We start from the raw sequence: 18,425 nt of genomic DNA, 5'->3' as shown, positions 1-18,425 counted from the left end.
TGCACTGCATCATATTGGCTTCTTCCTACGGACGTGGCCATCCCAAGCCCGCCACGGGCGATGGCCTCAACGGAGCATCGCGCTTGAACGAGAATATCCTGTGGTTGCATGAGCTGCGCTTGGCCGATCTGGCCCGCGTAGGTGGCAAGAACTCCTCGCTCGGGGAGATGATCGGCAACCTTGCCGGTCTTGGGGTGTCTGTCCCCGGTGGTTATGCAACCACCTCCGAGGCGTTCAAGGACTTCATTGCCCATAACGACCTGTCCAAGCGCATTTTCGACAAGCTGGCCACGCTGGACGTGGAAGATGTCGCCGCCCTGACCGTTGCCGGCAAGGAAATCCGCAACTGGGTGATCGACGCCCCGCTGCAGCCACAGCTGGACCAGGACATCCGCGCCGCTTACGAAAAGCTGAGCGCAGAGAACGGTGGCGGCGATATCGCCGTAGCCGTGCGCTCCTCGGCGACCGCCGAAGATCTGCCGGACGCCTCGTTCGCCGGCCAGCAGGAAACCTTCCTCAATGTCACCGGTGCCGACGACGTCGTGCACAAGGTCAAGGAAGTGTTCGCCTCGTTGTACAACGACCGCGCCATCGCCTACCGCGTGCACCACGGCTTCAAGCACGAAGACGTGTTCCTGTCCGCCGGCGTGCAGCTGATGGTGCGTTCGGGCGTAGGCTCCTCCGGCGTGCTGTTCACCCTGGACACCGAGTCCGGCTTCCGCGACGTGGTGTTCGTCACCTCCTCGGTCGGCCTGGGCGAGATGGTCGTGCAGGGCGCGGTCAATCCTGACGAGTTCTACGTCTACAAGCCCAGCCTGCATGCCGGCAAGCCGGCCATCCTGCGCCGTTCGCTGGGTTCCAAGGCCATCCGCATGGTCTATTCGGACGTCCCGGGCGAGCGCGTCAAGATCGAAGACACCCCGGCCGAGCAGCGCAACACCTTCTCGATCAGCGATGAGGACGTGCAGGAACTGTCCAAGCAGGCGCTGGTCATCGAAAAGCATTACGGCCGCCCGATGGATATCGAGTGGGCCAAGGACGGCGTCAGCGGCAAGCTGTTCATCGTCCAGGCCCGCCCGGAAACCGTGAAGTCGCGCGCCAAGGCCACCCAGATCGAGCGCTATGCGCTGCAGGAAAAGGGTGAAGTGATTGCCGAAGGGCGCGCAGTTGGCGCCAAGATCGGCGCTGGCGTGGCCCGCGTGGTCAAGTCGCTGGAAGACATGGCCCGCGTGCAGCCTGGAGACGTTCTGGTCGCCGACATGACCGACCCCGATTGGGAGCCGGTGATGAAGCGCGCGTCGGCGATCGTCACCAACCGTGGTGGCCGCACCTGCCACGCCGCGATCATCGCGCGTGAGCTGGGCGTGCCGGCCGTGGTCGGCTCGGGCAACGCTACCCAGCTGATCCAGGACGGCCAGGAAGTCACCGTCAGCTGCGCCGAAGGCGACACCGGCTTCATCTACGCCGGCAAGCTGGCCTTCGACCGCACCACCACCGATCTGGGCAACATGCCGCCGGCACCGTTGAAGATCATGATGAACGTGGCCAACCCGGAACGTGCCTTCGACTTCGGCCAGCTGCCGAACGCCGGCATCGGCCTGGCCCGTCTGGAAATGATCATCGCCAGCCACATCGGCATTCACCCGAATGCGCTGCTGGAATACGACCGTCAGGATGCCGCCACCAAGAAGAAGATCGACGAGAAGATTGCCGGCTACAAAGACCCGGTGAGCTTCTACGTGGACCGTCTGGCCGAAGGCATCGCCACCCTGACCGCCTCGGTTGCACCGAACCCGGTGATCGTGCGCCTGTCGGACTTCAAGTCCAACGAGTACGCCAACCTGATCGGCGGCAACAACTACGAGCCGCACGAGGAGAACCCGATGATCGGCTTCCGCGGCGCCAGCCGTTACGTTGACCCGAGCTTCTCCAAGGCGTTCGCACTGGAATGCCAGGCTGTGTTGCGCGTGCGCAACGAAATGGGCCTGGACAACCTGTGGGTGATGATCCCGTTCGTTCGCACCCTGGAAGAAGGCCGCAAGGTCGTCGAGGTGCTCGCTGCCAACGGCCTGAAGCAGGGCGAGAACGGCCTGAAGATCATCATGATGTGCGAAGTGCCGTCCAACGCACTGCTGGCTGATGAGTTCCTGGAAATCTTCGACGGCTTCTCGATCGGCTCCAACGATCTGACCCAGCTGACCCTGGGCCTGGACCGCGATTCCTCGATCGTCGCGCACCTGTTCGACGAGCGGAACCCGGCAGTCAAGAAGCTGCTCTCGATGGCGATCAAGAGCGCGCGTGCCAAGGGCAAGTACGTCGGCATCTGCGGCCAGGGCCCGTCCGATCACCCGGATCTGGCCGAATGGCTGATGCAGGAAGGCATCGAGTCGGTGTCGTTGAACCCGGACACCGTGGTCGACACCTGGCTGCGCCTGGCCAAGCTGAAAGCCAATAGCTGATCGAGCTGTTGATGCATGACGACAAAACCCCGCCTTGGCGGGGTTTTGTTTTTCTGCAAGGCGACGACGATTTTGGCTGCTTTTGTGGGAGCGGCATAAGCCGCGAAGCTGGTAGTGCCTGAAGACCGCAAAAGCCAACCCCTCCCCAACCCTCCCCTTTGCTGCGCAAAAGGGAGGGGGCAGAGCTGTAGGAGCGGCGTAAGCCGCGAAGCCACAGATCAATCAGGTCACAGGCATGCCGGTGATTTCAGCATTGCCAGCTTCGCGGCTCACGCCGCTCCTACAAACAAATGCCGCTGCTGCAAACCAATGCCACCCCTACAATCGGGTGCTAGCTGCTCACACCAGCTCCGCCGCTGCAGCCACCACATCGGCATCACCCGGCAACACCAGCAAGGCTGCACCGGCCAGAGGCGTAAAGGTGTCCACGCCGGTTACCCGCCGCAGCGGCACCTGCGCAAGCCCGGCCTCCACCAATGCAGTGATCACACCCTCGCCCACCCCGGCGCTGTGGCGGCCTTCGTCGAGCACGATGATGCGCTTGGCCCCCTTGGCCTGTGCGGCGATATAGCTGGCATTGAGCGGCACCAGCCAGCGCAGGTCCACCACCCGTACCTTCCAGCCATGCTGCTGCTCGATGGCCTTGGTCGCGCGCAGCGCCATCGGCACGCCATTCCCATAACTGATGATCAGCAGGTCGTCATTACCCTCGCCATAGACCCGGCCTTCGCCCAGCACCAAGGCCTGATCCGGCGCCGGGTACGGGAACAACCACTGCCCATCACCGGCGGTGTAAAGGTCCTTGGTCATGTACAACGCGATCGGCTCAAGGAACACGCTGACCCGCCCATCCACCTTGGCAAGGGCGGCGAGCGTACGCAGCATTGCCGCGGCGTCATCGCCGCGCGACGGGCAGCCGACCACCAACCCGGGAATATCGCGGATGGCGGTGATCGAGTTGTCATTGTGGAAATGCCCGCCAAAGCCCTTCTGGTACCCCAGCCCGGCGATGCGGATCAGCATCGGGTTGCGGTATTGGTCATTGGAGAAGAACTGCAGCGAGCAGGCCTCGCCGCGCACCTGATCGATGGCGTTGTGCAGATAGGCCAGGTACTGGATTTCCGGCAGCGGCAACATGCCCATGTTGGCAAAGCCCTGGGCCATGCCCAGGATCATGGTTTCGTCGAGCAGGGTATTGAACACCCGGCGCGGACCGAAGGCCTTCTGCAGCCCCTTGGTAACCGTGTACACGCCGCCTTTCTGCGCCACATCCTCGCCGAACAGCAGGGTCTCCGGATACTTGGCGAACAGATCGTGCAGCGCCTGGTTGATCTGTACGGCCAGATGTTTGGCCGGTTGATTCTCCGGCAGGCCGGCCTCACTGCCGAACACCTGCAGACGGCGCTCGGCATGGTCCGCACGGGTCGCCTCGGCCTGCACCTTGTCCGGCGTATACGGCGCCAACGGTCCAATCACATCCTGCAACTCGGTCAGACGCGGGCGCTTGTCGGCGTCCTCGGCGGCGGCGAAGCAGCGTTGGCGGGTGTGCTCGTACAAGGCCAGCACCTCGGTTTTGTCCATCAGACCCGACTCGATCGCGATCTGCGCCGAGCGCAGCAGCGGATCGCCCGCTTCCACCGCGCACAGTTCCTCCAGGGCCCGCCATTCGATCTCGAAATCGGTGCCGGCATGGCCCATCAAGCGCGTGGTGCGCAGATGCAGGAAGGTTGGCCGCCGCGTACGCCGGCAATGCTCCACGGCGCGCTGTACGTCGGCGTAGCCCGTGGCCAGATCCAGACCGTCGGCCTGGAAGTAGTCCAGCCCCGGCCGCTGCCGGAAGCTTTCACCAATCCAGCCCGCAGGCGTCTTTACCGAAATACCGATGCCATTGTCCTCGCAGACGAACAGCACCGGCGCCGGCAGCTTCTGGAAGCTGCTCCAGGCTGCGGCATTGAATGCGGTCTGCGCGGTAGCGTGGTTGGCCGAGGCATCGCCGAAGGAACAGATGGTGATGCTGTCATCGGGAATCGGCAGGCCCTGCCCCAGCCGTTTGCCGGCTTCAATGGCCATCGCCGTGCCCAGCGCCTTGGGCAGGTGCGAGGCGATGGTCGAGGTCTGCGGCAGCACCCACAACGGCTTGCTGCCCCATACCTTATGGCGGCCGCCGCTGGCCGGGTCATCCTTGCTGGCCGCAAATGACAGTGCCGAATCCATCACCGGGTCCATGCCCGGCAACTTGCGGAAACGCTCGGCCATGAAGCCGCCAGAACGGTAATGCAGGAAGGCCGGATCGGTGTGCCGCGCAGCCCGCGCCACCATCGCATTGCCTTCGTGGCCGGACGAGCCAATCGTGTAGAAGACCTTGTTCTGCACCCGCAACACGCGCGCCATCAAATCCAGATGTCGGCTTATCAGCTGCGACTCGAACACTTCACGGAAGCCCTGCGCATCCAATGCACTCCCGGGCAGAACCGGCGCCGCCGGCTGCGGGCCCTGGTCCGGGCCCGGCGCCAGCGCACTGACGAATTCAATGAAATTGGTGTCGCAGATCTCGGCGCGGTTCAAGCCCTTCATACGGGCCGGGATGGGATTCGGTACACGAGCAAACATGCAGACAGGCTCCACAGCAAACAAGTGATGGGACGGAATCAGGCGTCAAGCAAGGATGGTCACGCGGCGAGTATCGGCAGGAAGCCGGGCTGGGCCTGCACCGCCTGCAGCCAGCGCTGGATGGCCGGATACGGCGCCAGGCCGATGCCACCGTCTTCGGCGACCGCGGTATAGGCAAACAAGGCGATATCGGCCACGCCATAGTCGGGGCCGGTAAACCAGGGATTGTTCTGCAGGTGGCGTTCCATCACCGCCAGGGCAGCATGGCCACGCTCGCGCAGGCCGGGCAGTTCATCGCGGCGCGCCGAGTCGGCAGGCGTCCAGATGCTGATAAAGCGGGCGACGGCGATATAGGGTTCGTGACTGTATTGTTCGAAGAACATCCATGACAGCGCCTGCGCCCGCTGCCAACCATCGGCCGGCAGGAACGGCGTGCCTTCGGCCAGCCAGAACAGGATGGCATTGGATTCGGCCAGCACCCGCCCGTCGGAGCGCTGCACCAGCGGCACTTTTCCGTTGGGATTGAGTGCGAGGAATTCGGGGGTGCGGGTCTGGCCTTGCGCACTGTTCACCTCGACCCAGTCGTAGCGCGTGCCCAACTGCTCCAGCAGCAACCTGACTTTATGGCAGTTGCCCGACGTGGACATGCCGTACACCCGCAACCCCGCACCCGTAACGCTCACCGATCCACTCCCCGCTACCGACTGGCAGACGACAGCGTCCATCTGAACGGATCACGGGTGCTCCGGTAAAGCTGCGACCGCAGCAAAAACCCCGCTCAGCGGCGCGCCATCCACGCCTGCCGGGATTGCCCCCACACATCCACCTCGATATCGGCCGGTGCCGGCAGCCGCGCCTGGCGCAGCAGCTCCGCACCAAGCTTGCGCGCCACCGCTACCGAGTTGACGTTGGCCGGAACGATCGTATGAATCACTTCCTGCCAACCCAGCGCATCGAATGCCCAATCCATGCTCGCCCGCGCCGCCTCGGGCGCGTAACCGCGCCCCCAGAATTCCGAAGCGATGCCCCAACCCACTTCTGTCCCCGGCCACCCATGCGGCTGCCAGGGCCCGACCCGGCCAACCCAGCGCCCGCTGCTTTTTTCGATCACCGAGAACATCGAATAGCCGAGCAGCTGCCAGCTACCGGTCAGCGCCGCCAGGCTGCGCCACGCCACCGAGGGCACCTGCACGCCGCCCAGATGCTGCATGGTCACCGGGTCGGAACAGAACGTGGCGAACGCGTCGAAATCCGCTGCAGTCGGTGGCCGCAGCAACAGGCGCTCGGTTTCCAGTTGAAGATCAAAAATGCTCATCGGCACTCCAATGGAACAGGATCACGAAGACGCCGAGCTTGCGCTGAGCCGCCGAAAGGGTCAAACCCACGGCCGACGGTAACCGGGGAGGAGCGCTGCATCTTCCTGGGCCAACTCACTGCCACTTGTTTGTGGGAGCGGCGTAAGCCGCGAAGCTGACATTGCCCGCTCACTACCGGGCCACCCGCCGCGCTTGATGGGATGCGTGCTTCGCGGCTTACGCCGCTCCCACAAACAATAAATCCGCCACCAGCCCTGTAGCCCAACAACCCAGAAGGCCGGCTTGCGCCGGCCTTCGTTGAAATCAATCAGCAGCGTGGCTTACTGGCGGTTGTCCGCCGGCGCCATTGCCGCGGTCTGCGTCACCAGCTGACCATTGATCACCGGCAGGCGATCGCTGGCCGGCTTGTCCTGCATGCGCACGGTCTTCTCGGCACCTTCATAACGGTAGGTCACATCGTAACCGACGGTCTGGTTGGCATTGCCCAGCGATACGCGCTCACCCGGACGGCTGTCCATGCGCATCGTGCCGGTGCTGCCATCGGGCTTGCGGTAGCTGACGTTGTAGCCGGTGATGCGGCTGGACTCGGCCGTACGCTGCTCGGTGTGGCACTGGCGCTCGGTTCGGTTGACCACGCGGCCACCGACGTGGCGCTTGTCGACCTGGTTGCCGATCACGCCGCCGGCCACGGCACCGGCAGCAGTTGCGGCCTTCTTGCCATTGCCGCCACCGACTTGGTTGCCGAGCAGGCCGCCGATCAGGGCACCCGCGACGGTGCCGCCAACATTGCCGTCGCGCTCGGGCAGACGCTCCTGCACCACCACGTCCTCGCAGACTTCATGCGGGGTGCTGGTGGTGGAGCTTTCGCGGATCGGGTCACTGCCGGTGACCGTGCCGTAAACGCGCTCCTTCTGCGTCACCGGTGCAACCTTGAGCACGTCGGCGTACTGCAACTGCGGCTCGGCCGGGGTTTCCACCTTGCCGGTGAGGGCAGCGTCGTCCACCTGCGGCGAGGTGTCCAGCATCGGGCGGGCGCTCTCGGCCAATGGCGCAGTGCTGCTCTTGTCGCGGCCCTGCATGAAGGCGGCGGTGGCGATGCCACCAACCAGCAACGCGCCGGCGGCAACCAAAACGGTCGTGGTTGTGCTCTTCATGATCTGTCTCCGTGCGGCTGACCGCGTTTGTCTTGGGTGAATTCCAGCATGAGCTAGCTGAACAGAGGCCAGTATTTCTGTCACCTCCCTATCGAAATCATTCAACTCGTCGCAATATTCGCCCTGCTGGCCCGGATCCTGTGGGGCTGGCTGGTTCCCTCTCCATCTGGATATGCCATGTCGAGCATGATGTTGTCGCCGTTTCTGGTATGGGCCCGCAAGCTGCGCTACCCCACGCTGTTCAAGCTGACCGGTGCGTTGTTCGTCATCAGCATGCTGTTGCCTGACCCGATTCCGTTTGTCGATGAGATCCTGTTTGGCCTCAGCACCTTGCTGCTTGCCAACTGGAAGCGACGCAAAGACCCGGTCGAACCACCGATCCTGCCGGGCAAGCGTTGAGCCGTGCTGCTGGTCGACAGCCATTGCCATCTGGATGCCGCTGAGTTCGACCGCGATCGCGAGGCGGTGATCAGCCGCGCCGGCGCTGCCGGCGTGGGTGTGCAGATCGTACCGGCGGTGACCGCCGCCGGCTGGCCCAAGTTGCGCGAGGTCTGCATGGCGCAGCCTGGCCTGCATCCGGCCTACGGCCTGCACCCGATGTTTCTGCCCGAACACCGTCCCGAACACCTGCAACAGCTGCGCGACTGGGTGCAGCGTGAGACGCCCTGCGCCATCGGCGAATGCGGGCTGGATTTCTTCGTCGACAATCTCGACCCGGCCGAGCAGCGCCTGTACTTCCAGGCCCAGCTTGAACTCGCCCGCGAGATGCAGCTGCCGCTGATCGTGCATGCCCGGCGCGCGCTGGACGAAGTGATCCAACGCATCCGCCGGGTCGGCAAGCTCAGTGGCGTGGTGCACAGCTTCTCCGGCAGCCCCGAGCAGGCCCGGCAGCTGTGGGACCTGGGTTTCATGATCGGCCTGGGCGGCCCGCTCACCTATCCGCGCGCCAACCGGCTGCGCGGCCTGGTCAGCAAGATGCCGCTGGAGTTCCTGCTGCTGGAAACCGACGCCCCGGACCAGCCGGACGCCGGCATCCGCGGCCAGCGCAACGAGCCGGCACGGCTGCGGCAGATTCTCGAAACTGTTGCCGAGTTGCGCCAACAAGCTGCAGCGGAAATCGCCGCGCAGACCACGGCCAATGCGAAGCAGCTGTTCAAGCTGCAGTAGTGTCGCCCGCCGCTTGTAGGAGCGGCGTCAGCCGCGAAGCTCGTAGTGGCTCAGCCCACCGCAGTTATGGAATTGCAGCATCCCTGGGGTTACCGGCCTTCGCTTGGCGGATAGATCGCCGGCTTCGCGGCTGACGCCGCTCCTACAATCCAAACGCAATCACATTTTCTATGCGCGCTTCTTGAGCAGCATCTCCAACGCCTTGCCTACCGCCACGAACGCAAACGCGCCGGTGATGTGGGTGGCTGCGCCCAGGCCGCCGCCGCAATCCAGCTTCAGGGCCTCGTCCGGGCCCAGGTTTGGCCGCAGGCCGCAGACACTGCCATCGGCCTGCGGGTACTTCACATTTTCCAGTGAATAAATCGCCGGCACGCCAAAGTAGCGCTGCGCGTTCTTCGGGAAATTGAAATCACTGCGCAGCTTCTTGCGGATCAACGCCATCATCGCGTCGTGCTCGGTACGCGACACATCACGCACCCGCACCAGGGTCGGATCGGTACGCCCGCCAGCCGCGCCGACGGTGATCAGCGGCAGCTTGCGGCGCCGGCACCAGGCAATGGTTTCCACCTTCACCCGGAAGCTGTCGCAGGCATCGATCACCAGGTCGAAGCCACGGTCCAGCAACTCGGCCATGTTGCCGGTGGTCAGGAAGGCCTCCACCGCCTCGACCTGCACATCCGGGTTGATCGCACGGCAGCGCTCGGTCATCGCCAAGGCCTTGTTGCGCCCGTACTGCCCGGCCATCGCCGGCAACTGGCGGTTGGTATTGGAAACACAGATGTCATCGGCGTCGATCAGGCAGAGCTGGCCGACGGCCGAGCGTACCAATGCCTCCACTACCCACGAGCCCACCCCGCCCATCCCGACCACGGCGACCTTGCAACCGCTCAGGTGGGCAATGCTACCTGCCCCGTAAAGCCGGTCGATGCCGGCAAAGCGCTCACGCAATTCTTCTTTCATCGGCGCATTTTACGGCCTGCCCCGCTCCGCCGCGAGCCGCTGCCAGCGGGCTCAACCGCGTTGCCGCCATCATGACGCGGTTATCGCCTGGGGCCCTGCATAATGGGGGCCAGTCGCCGCCCTTTGCCATGTAGCCCGGAGCCAACGCAATGTCCGACCCCGCACCCGTTCGTAAACCCTCCACCGCTTCGCGCTATCTGTTCGTCCTGATCGCCGGCCTGTTGATCGGTGTGATCGCCACGGTGATGGGCATGCGCGCCCTGCAGGCCCGCCAGGATCATTTCCCGGACAGCCTGATGACGGTGATGGCCAAGCAGGCCCAGCTGCTCGGCGAGAGCCAGAAGCAGAACCGCTGCAGCGTCGCCGACACCACGCCGCGCCTGCAGACCCTGCGCGCCCTGGCCAACGATCTGGAAACCGCCTTCCCCGGCCTGCGTGATGACGAGCGCTTCCAGCAACACGCCAGCCGCTTCCGTGCCACCTTGAATGACGCGCTTGCCAAACCACCGGCAGATTGCGCAGCGCTGGCTGCTGCGGTGCAAAAAATCGGCAGCGACTGCAAGTCCTGCCATCAGGATTTCAAGTAAGTAAGCACTGCTTCAACTAGGTAAGCATGGTCTTCACACCTGATTGGCCCTCCATTCACATGTAAAACCGCACGATCTTCGCCGCAGGTCACGCACGTGTACCCAATTCCCCATCTGGCAAGGAGAGACACCATGAAGATCCAACTGATCGCTGCAGGCGCAATTGCCAGTCTGGCGCTGGCCGGTTGCGCCACGTCGCCCGGTTACGGTGGCAGCTACAACAATGGTGGCAACTACGGCAGCAACAACAACGGTAACTACAACCAGAACCGTTGCACCGATTGCGGCATCGTTACCCGCATCGACACCGTCGCTTCGGGCCGCACCGCACCCAGTGCAACCGGCGCGATTCTGGGTGGCATCGTCGGCGCTGTAGCCGGCCATGAAATCTCCGACAAGACCGGCGGCAGCAAGGGCAACCAGAACATCGCCTCCGTCGCGGGTGCCGTGGGTGGTGCCCTGGCCGGTAACAAGATCCAGCAGAACGTCACCGGCAACTCCTATGACATCCAGGTGCGCATGGACGATGGCCGCGTGATCGTGGTCAACCAGAAGGACCTGGGCGGCATCCGCGAGAACACCTATGTGCGCGTGGTCAATGGCCGCGTGGTGATCCGCTGAGCTGCCAGCGTCATGCTTGAAAAAAGGCCCGCTTGCGCGGGCCTTTTTTTGGCTGGACGGCCGGCCGGATCAGACCGGTTGTACGGCGTCAGCCTGCAGGCCCTTCTGGCCCTGCACGACGGTGAAGGTGACCTGCTGGCCTTCCTTCAGACTTTTGAAGCCCTGGGTCTGGATGGCGCGGAAGTGTACAAACACGTCCTCACCATTTTCACGGCTGATGAAGCCGAAGCCCTTGGCGTCGTTGAACCACTTGACGGTACCGGTTTCGCGATCAGACATCTCGACAACTCCCTGTAACTCTCTCGTTTGATGGTTACGCCCGGTAAGGCGGCTGGTTGCAAGGAGGAAGCGAGGTGCAACGATGTAGCAAATCCTTAGATCTACCCATCAGGCCACGATTCACGGTGACCTTGCCAAGCTCAGCGGCTGCAACTTAACTCGGGCCAAATCAAATTGCAACACCGCGTAACAAGCTAAAGTCAACCCCTATTGGACCCCCTTCAGAATACATATGGACTATTCATTCATCTTCTACCTGGTCGGCGCCCTGCTGGTCCTGGTCGGCATAGCCGGCATCATCCTGCCCGCGCTGCCAGGGGTACCGCTGGTTTTCGTCGGCCTGCTGCTGGCGGCCTGGGGTGACGGCTTCAACCGGGTTGGCTGGCTGCCGCTGGTGGTACTGGGCGTGCTCACGGTCATTTCCATTGTCGTGGACGTGATTTCCACGATTGCCGGCGCCAAGAAGGTCGGCGCCAGCAAGCTGGCCCTGATCGGCTCGGCCATCGGCACCGTTGCGGGCCTGTTCTTCATGCCCATCGGCCTGTTCGTGGGCCCGTTCATTGGCGCGCTGGCCGGCGAATACCTGCACGGCCGCCAGCTTGGCCAGGCCACCAAGGTCGGCTTCGGCACCTGGCTGGGCATCGTCCTGGGCGTTGCACTCAAGCTCGGCCTGGCCATCACCATGGTGGGCGTATTCGCCCTGGCGTGGTTTTTCTGAATGGCGCCTTGACTCCCTCTGGACAGGCGAATCACCGACAATCCAAAGCTTGTCACTGACGCCGATGGGCCACACCCCGTGATTGCCCTGGCCCGGCCACCCCACCGCGACCGGATGGAACCTATGCATACCCGAGCCCTTCCTGCTGCCTTGCTGCTCATCCTGAGCGGCGCCAGCGCCTCCATCTACGCCCAGGAGTCGTTGACGACCCCAGCTTCGCCACAGGCCTGCTTCGCACTGGAGACCGATGTCGCCCGCCTGGCCTGCTATGACAACGCGCTCGGCCGCACCGCGCCGGACACCCGCGCCGCCGATGCCGCCGCCGCTGCAGCCCAGCAGGCGCGCAAGGAGGCCAAGGCCACCGCCAAGGAACTGGACGAGCCCGTGCCACGCCGCAACGAGCTGTTCGCCCATGACGAACTGGCCTCGGCCGCCGCCAATGCCGGCCGTGGCTCGCTGCTGGACAGCCGCTGGGAGCTGGCCAAGGACTCCAAGCTGGGCCTGTACCAGCTGCGCGCCTACAAGCCGGTGTACCTGCTGCCCGCGTTCTGGAGCAGCAAGCCGAATGAAATGCCGCATTCGCCCAACCCCAACAACACGGTCACCGAGTCCGAACAACTGGACAGCACCGAGCTGAAGTTCCAGCTCAGCTTCAAGACCAAGGTGGCCGAGAACCTGTTCGGCGACAACGGCGACATCTGGGTGGGCTATACCCAGAGCTCGCGCTGGCAGTCTTACAACAGTGAGCTGTCGCGCCCCTTCCGCGAGACCAACTACGAGCCGGAAGTGATGCTGACCTTCCGCAACGGCTATTCGCTGTTCGGGTGGAACGGCCGCATGACCGGCGTCAGCCTCAACCATCAGTCCAATGGCCGCAGCGACCCGCTGTCGCGCAGCTGGAACCGGGTGGTGATGAATGTTGGCCTGGACCGCGAAAACTGGGCCATCATGCTGCGGCCCTGGTACCGCATCCCGGAAGGGCGGCGCGACGACAACAATCCCGATATCGAGGATTACATGGGCCGCGGCGACGCCACCCTGGTCTACAACCGCAATGGTCACGAGCTGGCCATCACCGGCCGCCACTCACTGCGCAGCGGCGACCGCGCGCATGGCTCGCTGCAGATGGACTACGGCTTCCCGATCAACAACCTGTTGCGCGGCCATGTGCAGGTATTTGATGGCTACGGCGAGAGCATGATCGACTACAACCACCGTGCCACCTACATCGGCGTCGGCGTCTCGCTGCTGGAGTGGTTCTAAGCCATGCAGGCGACCATCTGGCACAACAACCGCTGTTCCAATTCGCGCGGCGCTCTGGCCTTGTTGCAGGAGGCGGGCGTCGAGACCGAGGTGATCAACTACCTGGACACGCCGCCCTCCCCGGCGCAGCTGCGTGAGCTGCTCGATGCCATGGGCATGCCTGCGCGTGACCTGCTGCGCAGCAAGGAGGCCGCTTACTCGGAACTGGGCCTGGCCAGCAAACTCGATGACGAGGCCGCGCTGATCGAGGCGATGAGCCGGCACCCTGCCCTGATCAACCGCCCCATCGTACGTACCGCAAAAGGCACAGCGTTATGCCGGCCACCGGAAACCGTGCTCGCACTGATCAGCTGAAGCAGCGGGACGCAAACCAGCGCCTTGCCGCAGCACCCGCTGCGGCAGGGCCACTCATTGCTTTCCGGCAATGGCCTGCACGATCGCATCGTAGAGTTCTTCAAAACTCTGCCGCGGCTGGAACAACTGGCCGTTGATGAAGAACGCCGGCGTACCGGTCACCCCACTGCGCACGCCGCTCTCGATATCGCTCTGGATGCGTGCCAGGTTGTGGTTGTCATCCATCGCCGCCGCCAGGCCTTCCTCAGGCAGGCCCAGCTCCCGCATCAACTCGCGGTACACCACCTCGCCCAGCTGCTGCTGGCTGCGGAACAGCGCATCGTGCGCCTCCCAGAACTTGCCGTGGGCAGCGGCGTACTCGGCAGTGATCGCCGCTGGCAGCGCCTGCGGGTGCGACTGCACCAGCGGAAAGTTGCGGAACACCAGGCATAGCTGCTCGCCGAAGCGCTGCTGCAAACGCTGGACCAGCGAGAACGCCTCGCCGCAATAAGGGCATTGGTAGTCGGCGTATTCCACCAACACCACGGCTGCATCCAACCGCCCCTGGACATGGTCATTCGCACTTACCGGAACGCTCAATCCGCTCATCCATCAACTCCAGACAAATCCCGGCATGCCGGCCTGACGCCCAGCGCATGCCCACTGCCTGCAAGCCTAACGCCGGGGCTGCCCAGCCCGCGTGAAGTGCAGCACCGCCCCACTTCCACCATTCAGCGGACGCAGGCAGAATCGGCCGCTATACGACAGGAAGTCCACAATGGCCCGTACCCGCCGCTCATTCTTTGCCTATGGTTCTGCGCTGCTCGGGGTACTGAGCCTGCTTGCGGTTGCCTGCTTCCACTTTCCCGAGCTGCTGACCAGCCGGGAATTCCGCGCGGTCTACAACGAACAGTTTGCCCGCCACCTGCTGCTGATCGGCCTGGCCACCGCCTTCATCATGGGTACGCTGGCGATCCTGCGTGATCGCAACAAACGCATCGCCACCCTCGGGGTTGGCAGCGCCACGCTGGCGGTCCTGCTCGGCGGCAGCAACGTGCAGTTCGATGCCATCGGGCAGACACCTTACTCGCTGGGGCTGGACTGGTTCGTGCTGTCGCTGTTCTTCTCGGCGCTGGTGTTCGTGCCGCTGGAGCGCTACCTCGGCAAACGCGAACTGTCGCCGCTGCGGCCGGGCTGGCGCACCGACGTGGCCTACTTCTTCATGAGCCACGTGCTGGTGCAGTTCATCCTGATCCTGGTCACCGCCTCCACCTCGACGATTGCCGGGTTGGCCGCCTTTCCCTCGCTGAAACAGGCCATCCAATCGCTGCCGGTCTGGGCCCAGTTCCTGATTGCGGTTTTCGTAGCGGATATGGCGCAGGCGCTGCTGCATCGCACTTACCACAACATCCCCTGGCTCTGGCGCTTCCACGCGGTGCATCATTCCAGCCGGCACATGGACTGGCTGGCCGGCTCACGCGTGCATTTCGTCGAGATCGTACTGACCCGCAGCGCGGTGCTGCTGCCCTTGCTGATCCTGGGTTTCTCGACCCCGGCGGTAAACGCCTATGTGATCCTGGTTGGCCTGCAGGCTGTGTTGGCCCACGCCAATCTGGGCATCCGCTTCGGCTGGCTCGAATACCTGCTGGTGCTGCCGCGTTATCACCACTGGCATCATGCGCGGCAGCAGGACTACATCGACGTCAACTACGCCATCCACCTGCCGCTGGTGGACATGCTGATGGGCACCTTCAAGCTACCGCGCGATCAGGCGCAGTGGCCGCAGGAATACGGCGTCATGAAGCTGGAAACCGTGCCCAACGGCATCGTCAAACAACACTTGATGCCATTCCAGGGCGGGCGCAAGTTCGACGATCACGTGGATTGAATCGTCCCGGCTTCCGCTTTTTGAAGGAGCGGCGCACGCCGCGAAGCTCGGCTTGCATGCAGGCAACCGCTGCGCATGCTCACAACCAGTCGTTGATTCCCTCACGCCGGTACACCTCGGCAAACGCGGGCCGCGCCTTCATGCGGGCGGCATGCGCAGCGAGCACCGGCCAGCTGTCGGTCGGGCGTGGCATGTTGCGGCTCCAGCGCATCAACATGGTCAGCATGAAATCCACCACCGACAGTTGTTCACCGAGCATGTAGGGGCCATGCGCCGCGAGGTGGTCGGCCGCCCGCTGCCACGCCGTTTCCAGTTGTACGCGGGCACGCTGCTTGACCTCGGCCGCGCTTGCCGGCCCGGCCGGTTCGTCCGGGTAGAACCAGCTGCGATACGCCGGCATCAGCGTGTACACACAGAAGCAGATCCAGCGGTAGTAATCGCCGCGCGCACGGCTGGCTGTCGCAGGCGCGAAACCGGCTTGCGGGTACAGGTCGGCCAACTGCATGGCAATGGCAGCAGACTCCGTCAACACCTGGCCATCGATGATCAGCGCCGGCACGCGACCGGCCGGATTGATCGCCAGGAACGCCGGCGATTTCTGCTCATCGCGTTCGAAATCCAACTGCCGCAGTTCGTGCTCGATACCGAGTTCGATCAACAACCAATGCACGACCAATGAAGCGGTACTTTGCGATCCATACAGGACAACTGACATGCGCTGATTTCCCGGCGAGTGAAGCGGCATTCTAACCGCGCCGTTTCGGCGGCTGGGAGAACAGGTAGTGCCGAGCCATGCTCGGCAGGGGCCGTATCGACCAAGCTGCAGGAGTTAAGCAAGCCGCAAAGCCAGTGAAGCAACAACAGCAGCTAAGGCCGAAAGCACCCCTCCCCAACCCTCCCCTTGCCTGCGGCAAAGGGAGGGAGCAGGTAGTGCCGAGCCATGCTCGGCAGGGGCCGTATCGACCATGCTGCGGGGGACACAGGCTCTGCTCTACGCAGCAGCGACTTGAATCCTCGGATTCAGTTGCAGCTGGCCATGCAACTGTTCAGACGATCACCGCATACCGACGCGGCCGAGCGGTTCTGGCAGAACGCCTGTGAGGTCTGGCAGGCGCCGCGGAGTTCAGGATTGCTGATCTTGTCGCATTGGTTGTTTTTGTTCGCCTCACCGCAGTCGCCGTAGTTGCCCGGATTCGCCGTGCAGCGCTGGTAGGTGGTCTGGCAATAACTCACGCAGGCGGCGGGGTCATTGCGCGGCGGCTCGCGCCAGCCACCTCCGCTGGAACAGCCAGCCATCGCCAGCAGTACAGCTGCCAAGCCTGCCCACATCCGTGTATGCATGTCCGCTATCCCGAAATGAAAACAGCCCGAGCATACGCCCGGGCTGTCTCATTGCCATCCCTCGTCGAGGAATGTGCTGGCTTATTCCACGATCACCGGAATCTTGCCGATACGCGCCTGCCATTCGCGCGGGCCAGTCTTGTGCACCGACTCGCCGGTGGAATCCACCGCAACGGTCACCGGCATGTCCTGCACGGTGAACTCGTAGATTGCTTCCATGCCGAGGTCAGCGAAGCCAACCACCTTGGAGGCCTTGATCGCCTTGGACACCAGGTAGGCCGAACCACCCACGGCCATCAGATACGCCGACTTGTTGTCACGGATCGCCTCGATCGCAGCCGGGCCGCGTTCGGCCTTGCCGACCATGCCCAGCAGGCCGGTCTGCTCCAGAATCTGGCGGGTGAACTTGTCCATGCGGGTAGCCGTGGTCGGGCCGGCCGGGCCCACCACTTCGTCACGCACCGGATCGACCGGGCCGACGTAGTAGATGAAGCGACCCTTCAGATCCACCGGCAACTGCTCACCGTTGTTGAGCATCTCGACCATGCGCTTGTGCGCGGCGTCGCGACCGGTCAGCAGCTTGCCGTTGAGCAGCAGGGTCTGGCCCGGCTTCCATGCAGCCACTTCTTCCGGGGTGATATTGTCCAGGTCGACGCGGGTGCCCTTGGACGAGTCGTAGGTCAGCTTGGGCCAGTCTTCCAGCGACGGCGGGTCCAGCATCACCGGGCCGCTGCCGTCCAGGGTGAAGTGGGCATGGCGGGTGGCAGCGCAGTTCGGGATCATCGCAACCGGCAGGTTGGCGGCGTGGGTCGGGAAATCCTTGACCTTGATGTCGAGCACCGTGGTCAGGCCACCCAGGCCCTGTGCGCCGATGCCCAAGGCGTTGACCTTTTCGTACAGCTCCAGGCGCAGCTCTTCGGCACGGTTGGAGGCGCCACGGGCCTGCAGATCGGTGATGTCGATCGGCTCCATCAGCGATTCCTTGGCCAGCAGCATCGCCTTCTCGGCGGTGCCGCCGATGCCGATACCGAGCATGCCCGGCGGGCACCAGCCAGCGCCCATGGTCGGCACGGTCTTGAGCACCCAATCAACGATGGAATCGGACGGGTTGAGCATGGCGAACTTGCTCTTGGCCTCGGAACCACCGCCCTTGGCGGCAACAATCACGTCGACCGTATTGCCCGGCACGACCTTGACGTTGACCACGCCCGGGGTGTTGTCCTTGGTATTGGTGCGCTTGCCGGCCGGGTCAGCCAGCACCGAGGCGCGCAGCTTGTTGTCCGGGTAGGCGTAGGCGCGGCGGATGCCTTCATTGGCCATGTCCTCCACGCCCATGGTGGCGTCGTCCCAACGCACGTTCATGCCGATTTCCAGGAACACGGTGACGATGCCGGTGTCCTGGCAGATCGGCCGGTGGCCTTCGGCGCACATGCGCGAGTTGATCAGGATCTGTGCGATGGCCTCTTTGGCCGCCGGCGACTCTTCGCGCTCATAGGCGGCAGAGAGATTCTTGATGTAGTCGGCCGGGTGGTAGTACGAGATGTACTGCAGCGCGTCGGCGACGGACTGGATGAGGTCTTCCTGCTTGATCGATGTCACGGGCTTGCTCGCTTGCTGAAGGCTGGCGGGGGTTCAGCCGCCCATTTTACGCCTTGGCGCGCTGCAGCGCTGCCCGCCCTTGGTTGTAGGAGCGGCGTCAGCCGCGAAGCCAGTGGACGGACAGATGCCC

Annotated in this window: 19 protein-coding genes; 9 read left to right on the top strand and 10 right to left on the bottom strand. The window is 63.8% G+C overall.

The features are described from left to right. Positions 1–83 precede the first annotated feature (83 nt). Positions 84–2,459, top strand: a complete 2,376-nt coding sequence (ppsA, locus tag ABE493_RS00095) for a phosphoenolpyruvate synthase (protein ID WP_346496092.1) — start codon at positions 84–86, stop codon at positions 2,457–2,459. Between the two features lie 339 nt (positions 2,460–2,798). Here the strand turns inward: ppsA and ABE493_RS00090 are convergent, their stop codons facing one another. The 4 genes from ABE493_RS00090 to ABE493_RS00075 all read right to left on the bottom strand — a co-directional run bounded on the left by ABE493_RS00090 (position 2,799) and on the right by ABE493_RS00075 (position 7,539). Beyond that, entirely contained in the window at positions 2,799–5,069 is a 2,271-nt protein-coding gene (locus tag ABE493_RS00090; RefSeq protein ID WP_346496090.1) for a thiamine pyrophosphate-dependent enzyme, read from the bottom strand. Between the two features lie 59 nt (positions 5,070–5,128). Continuing rightward, on the bottom strand, positions 5,129–5,752 hold the full coding sequence (locus ABE493_RS00085) for a glutathione S-transferase family protein (protein ID WP_346496088.1): 624 nt from the start codon (positions 5,750–5,752) through the stop codon (positions 5,129–5,131). Between the two features lie 95 nt (positions 5,753–5,847). Next, positions 5,848–6,384, bottom strand: coding sequence for a GNAT family N-acetyltransferase (locus ABE493_RS00080; protein WP_346496086.1), 537 nt, complete (start codon positions 6,382–6,384; stop codon positions 5,848–5,850). A 321-nt stretch (positions 6,385–6,705) separates the two neighbouring features. After that, the gene (locus ABE493_RS00075; RefSeq protein ID WP_346496084.1) at positions 6,706–7,539 is read right to left on the bottom strand and encodes a glycine zipper 2TM domain-containing protein; all 834 of its coding nucleotides are present in this window, start codon (positions 7,537–7,539) and stop codon (positions 6,706–6,708) included. A gap of 177 nt (positions 7,540–7,716) precedes the next feature. Here ABE493_RS00075 and ABE493_RS00070 point away from each other — a divergent pair, with 177 nt between their 5' ends. Together ABE493_RS00070 and ABE493_RS00065 are read left to right on the top strand one after the other, a co-directional pair. Beyond that, the gene (locus ABE493_RS00070) at positions 7,717–7,938 is read left to right on the top strand and encodes a DUF6116 family protein (protein ID WP_346496082.1); all 222 of its coding nucleotides are present in this window, start codon (positions 7,717–7,719) and stop codon (positions 7,936–7,938) included. A 3-nt stretch (positions 7,939–7,941) separates the two neighbouring features. Further along, complete coding sequence (locus ABE493_RS00065) at positions 7,942–8,706, top strand: TatD family hydrolase (RefSeq protein ID WP_346496080.1); 765 nt, start codon at positions 7,942–7,944, stop codon at positions 8,704–8,706. A 168-nt stretch (positions 8,707–8,874) separates the two neighbouring features. Here ABE493_RS00065 and ABE493_RS00060 read toward each other — a convergent pair whose 3' ends face one another. Then, positions 8,875–9,666 (bottom strand): tRNA threonylcarbamoyladenosine dehydratase, encoded by a 792-nt coding sequence (locus ABE493_RS00060; RefSeq protein ID WP_346496078.1) that lies wholly within the window; start codon positions 9,664–9,666, stop codon positions 8,875–8,877. A 149-nt stretch (positions 9,667–9,815) separates the two neighbouring features. Here ABE493_RS00060 and ABE493_RS00055 point away from each other — a divergent pair, with 149 nt between their 5' ends. Together ABE493_RS00055 and ABE493_RS00050 are read left to right on the top strand one after the other, a co-directional pair. Then, on the top strand, positions 9,816–10,253 hold the full coding sequence (locus ABE493_RS00055) for a cytochrome c (RefSeq protein WP_346496076.1): 438 nt from the start codon (positions 9,816–9,818) through the stop codon (positions 10,251–10,253). Positions 10,254–10,385: 132 nt separating this feature from the next. Beyond that, entirely contained in the window at positions 10,386–10,874 is a 489-nt protein-coding gene (locus tag ABE493_RS00050) for a glycine zipper 2TM domain-containing protein (RefSeq protein ID WP_346496074.1), read from the top strand. 69 nt (positions 10,875–10,943) lie between these two features. Here ABE493_RS00050 and ABE493_RS00045 read toward each other — a convergent pair whose 3' ends face one another. Further along, positions 10,944–11,153, bottom strand: coding sequence for a cold-shock protein (locus tag ABE493_RS00045; RefSeq protein WP_054658958.1), 210 nt, complete (start codon positions 11,151–11,153; stop codon positions 10,944–10,946). A 232-nt stretch (positions 11,154–11,385) separates the two neighbouring features. Here ABE493_RS00045 and ABE493_RS00040 point away from each other — a divergent pair, with 232 nt between their 5' ends. From ABE493_RS00040 to arsC, 3 genes are all read left to right on the top strand, one after another. Next, on the top strand, positions 11,386–11,871 hold the full coding sequence (locus ABE493_RS00040; protein WP_346496071.1) for a DUF456 domain-containing protein: 486 nt from the start codon (positions 11,386–11,388) through the stop codon (positions 11,869–11,871). 123 nt (positions 11,872–11,994) lie between these two features. Then, positions 11,995–13,134, top strand: a complete 1,140-nt coding sequence (locus ABE493_RS00035) for a phospholipase A (protein WP_346496069.1) — start codon at positions 11,995–11,997, stop codon at positions 13,132–13,134. A 3-nt stretch (positions 13,135–13,137) separates the two neighbouring features. Continuing rightward, complete coding sequence (gene arsC, locus ABE493_RS00030) at positions 13,138–13,488, top strand: arsenate reductase (glutaredoxin) (RefSeq protein WP_346496067.1); 351 nt, start codon at positions 13,138–13,140, stop codon at positions 13,486–13,488. 54 nt (positions 13,489–13,542) lie between these two features. Here the strand turns inward: arsC and ABE493_RS00025 are convergent, their stop codons facing one another. After that, positions 13,543–14,076, bottom strand: coding sequence for a DsbA family protein (locus tag ABE493_RS00025; protein ID WP_346496065.1), 534 nt, complete (start codon positions 14,074–14,076; stop codon positions 13,543–13,545). 169 nt (positions 14,077–14,245) lie between these two features. On the opposite strand from ABE493_RS00025, the gene ABE493_RS00020 reads away from it, so the two are divergent. Then, on the top strand, positions 14,246–15,355 hold the full coding sequence (locus tag ABE493_RS00020; protein ID WP_346496063.1) for a sterol desaturase family protein: 1,110 nt from the start codon (positions 14,246–14,248) through the stop codon (positions 15,353–15,355). A gap of 79 nt (positions 15,356–15,434) precedes the next feature. Here the strand turns inward: ABE493_RS00020 and ABE493_RS00015 are convergent, their stop codons facing one another. The 3 genes from ABE493_RS00015 to ABE493_RS00005 form a co-directional block, all read right to left on the bottom strand. After that, a complete protein-coding gene (locus ABE493_RS00015) occupies positions 15,435–16,070 on the bottom strand; it encodes a glutathione S-transferase family protein (RefSeq protein ID WP_346496061.1) in 636 nt (211 codons plus the stop codon). 305 nt (positions 16,071–16,375) lie between these two features. Continuing rightward, positions 16,376–16,696 (bottom strand): hypothetical protein, encoded by a 321-nt coding sequence (locus ABE493_RS00010; RefSeq protein WP_346496059.1) that lies wholly within the window; start codon positions 16,694–16,696, stop codon positions 16,376–16,378. Positions 16,697–16,777: 81 nt separating this feature from the next. Next, positions 16,778–18,295: a fumarate hydratase gene (locus tag ABE493_RS00005; protein ID WP_346496058.1), complete on the bottom strand. Its 1,518-nt coding sequence runs from the start codon at positions 18,293–18,295 to the stop codon at positions 16,778–16,780. Positions 18,296–18,425: the final 130 nt, after the last annotated feature.

The sequence above is a fragment of the Stenotrophomonas terrae genome (genome assembly GCF_039674165.1).
Lineage (GTDB): Bacteria > Pseudomonadota > Gammaproteobacteria > Xanthomonadales > Xanthomonadaceae > Stenotrophomonas > Stenotrophomonas terrae_A.
Note: the sequence above shows the minus strand (reverse complement) of the source record. Positions and strands in the feature narration are given on the sequence as shown.

Bases quoted from the DNA above. Each gene is read 5' to 3' on its own strand.
- ABE493_RS00090 (WP_346496090.1), bottom strand. From the start codon at position 5,069: ATGTTTGCTCGTGTACCGAATCCCATCCCGGCCCGTATGAAGGGCTTG.
- ABE493_RS00080 (WP_346496086.1), bottom strand. From the start codon at position 6,384: ATGAGCATTTTTGATCTTCAACTGGAAACCGAGCGCCTGTTGCTGCGG.
- ABE493_RS00075 (WP_346496084.1), bottom strand. From the start codon at position 7,539: ATGAAGAGCACAACCACGACCGTTTTGGTTGCCGCCGGCGCGTTGCTG.
- ABE493_RS00070 (WP_346496082.1), top strand. From the start codon at position 7,717: ATGTCGAGCATGATGTTGTCGCCGTTTCTGGTATGGGCCCGCAAGCTG.
- ABE493_RS00060 (WP_346496078.1), bottom strand. From the start codon at position 9,666: ATGAAAGAAGAATTGCGTGAGCGCTTTGCCGGCATCGACCGGCTTTAC.
- ABE493_RS00055 (WP_346496076.1), top strand. From the start codon at position 9,816: ATGTCCGACCCCGCACCCGTTCGTAAACCCTCCACCGCTTCGCGCTAT.
- ABE493_RS00050 (WP_346496074.1), top strand. From the start codon at position 10,386: ATGAAGATCCAACTGATCGCTGCAGGCGCAATTGCCAGTCTGGCGCTG.
- ABE493_RS00045 (WP_054658958.1), bottom strand. From the start codon at position 11,153: ATGTCTGATCGCGAAACCGGTACCGTCAAGTGGTTCAACGACGCCAAG.
- ABE493_RS00040 (WP_346496071.1), top strand. From the start codon at position 11,386: ATGGACTATTCATTCATCTTCTACCTGGTCGGCGCCCTGCTGGTCCTG.
- ABE493_RS00035 (WP_346496069.1), top strand. From the start codon at position 11,995: ATGCATACCCGAGCCCTTCCTGCTGCCTTGCTGCTCATCCTGAGCGGC.
- arsC (WP_346496067.1), top strand. From the start codon at position 13,138: ATGCAGGCGACCATCTGGCACAACAACCGCTGTTCCAATTCGCGCGGC.
- ABE493_RS00025 (WP_346496065.1), bottom strand. From the start codon at position 14,076: ATGAGCGGATTGAGCGTTCCGGTAAGTGCGAATGACCATGTCCAGGGG.
- ABE493_RS00020 (WP_346496063.1), top strand. From the start codon at position 14,246: ATGGCCCGTACCCGCCGCTCATTCTTTGCCTATGGTTCTGCGCTGCTC.
- ABE493_RS00015 (WP_346496061.1), bottom strand. From the start codon at position 16,070: ATGTCAGTTGTCCTGTATGGATCGCAAAGTACCGCTTCATTGGTCGTG.
- ABE493_RS00010 (WP_346496059.1), bottom strand. From the start codon at position 16,696: ATGCATACACGGATGTGGGCAGGCTTGGCAGCTGTACTGCTGGCGATG.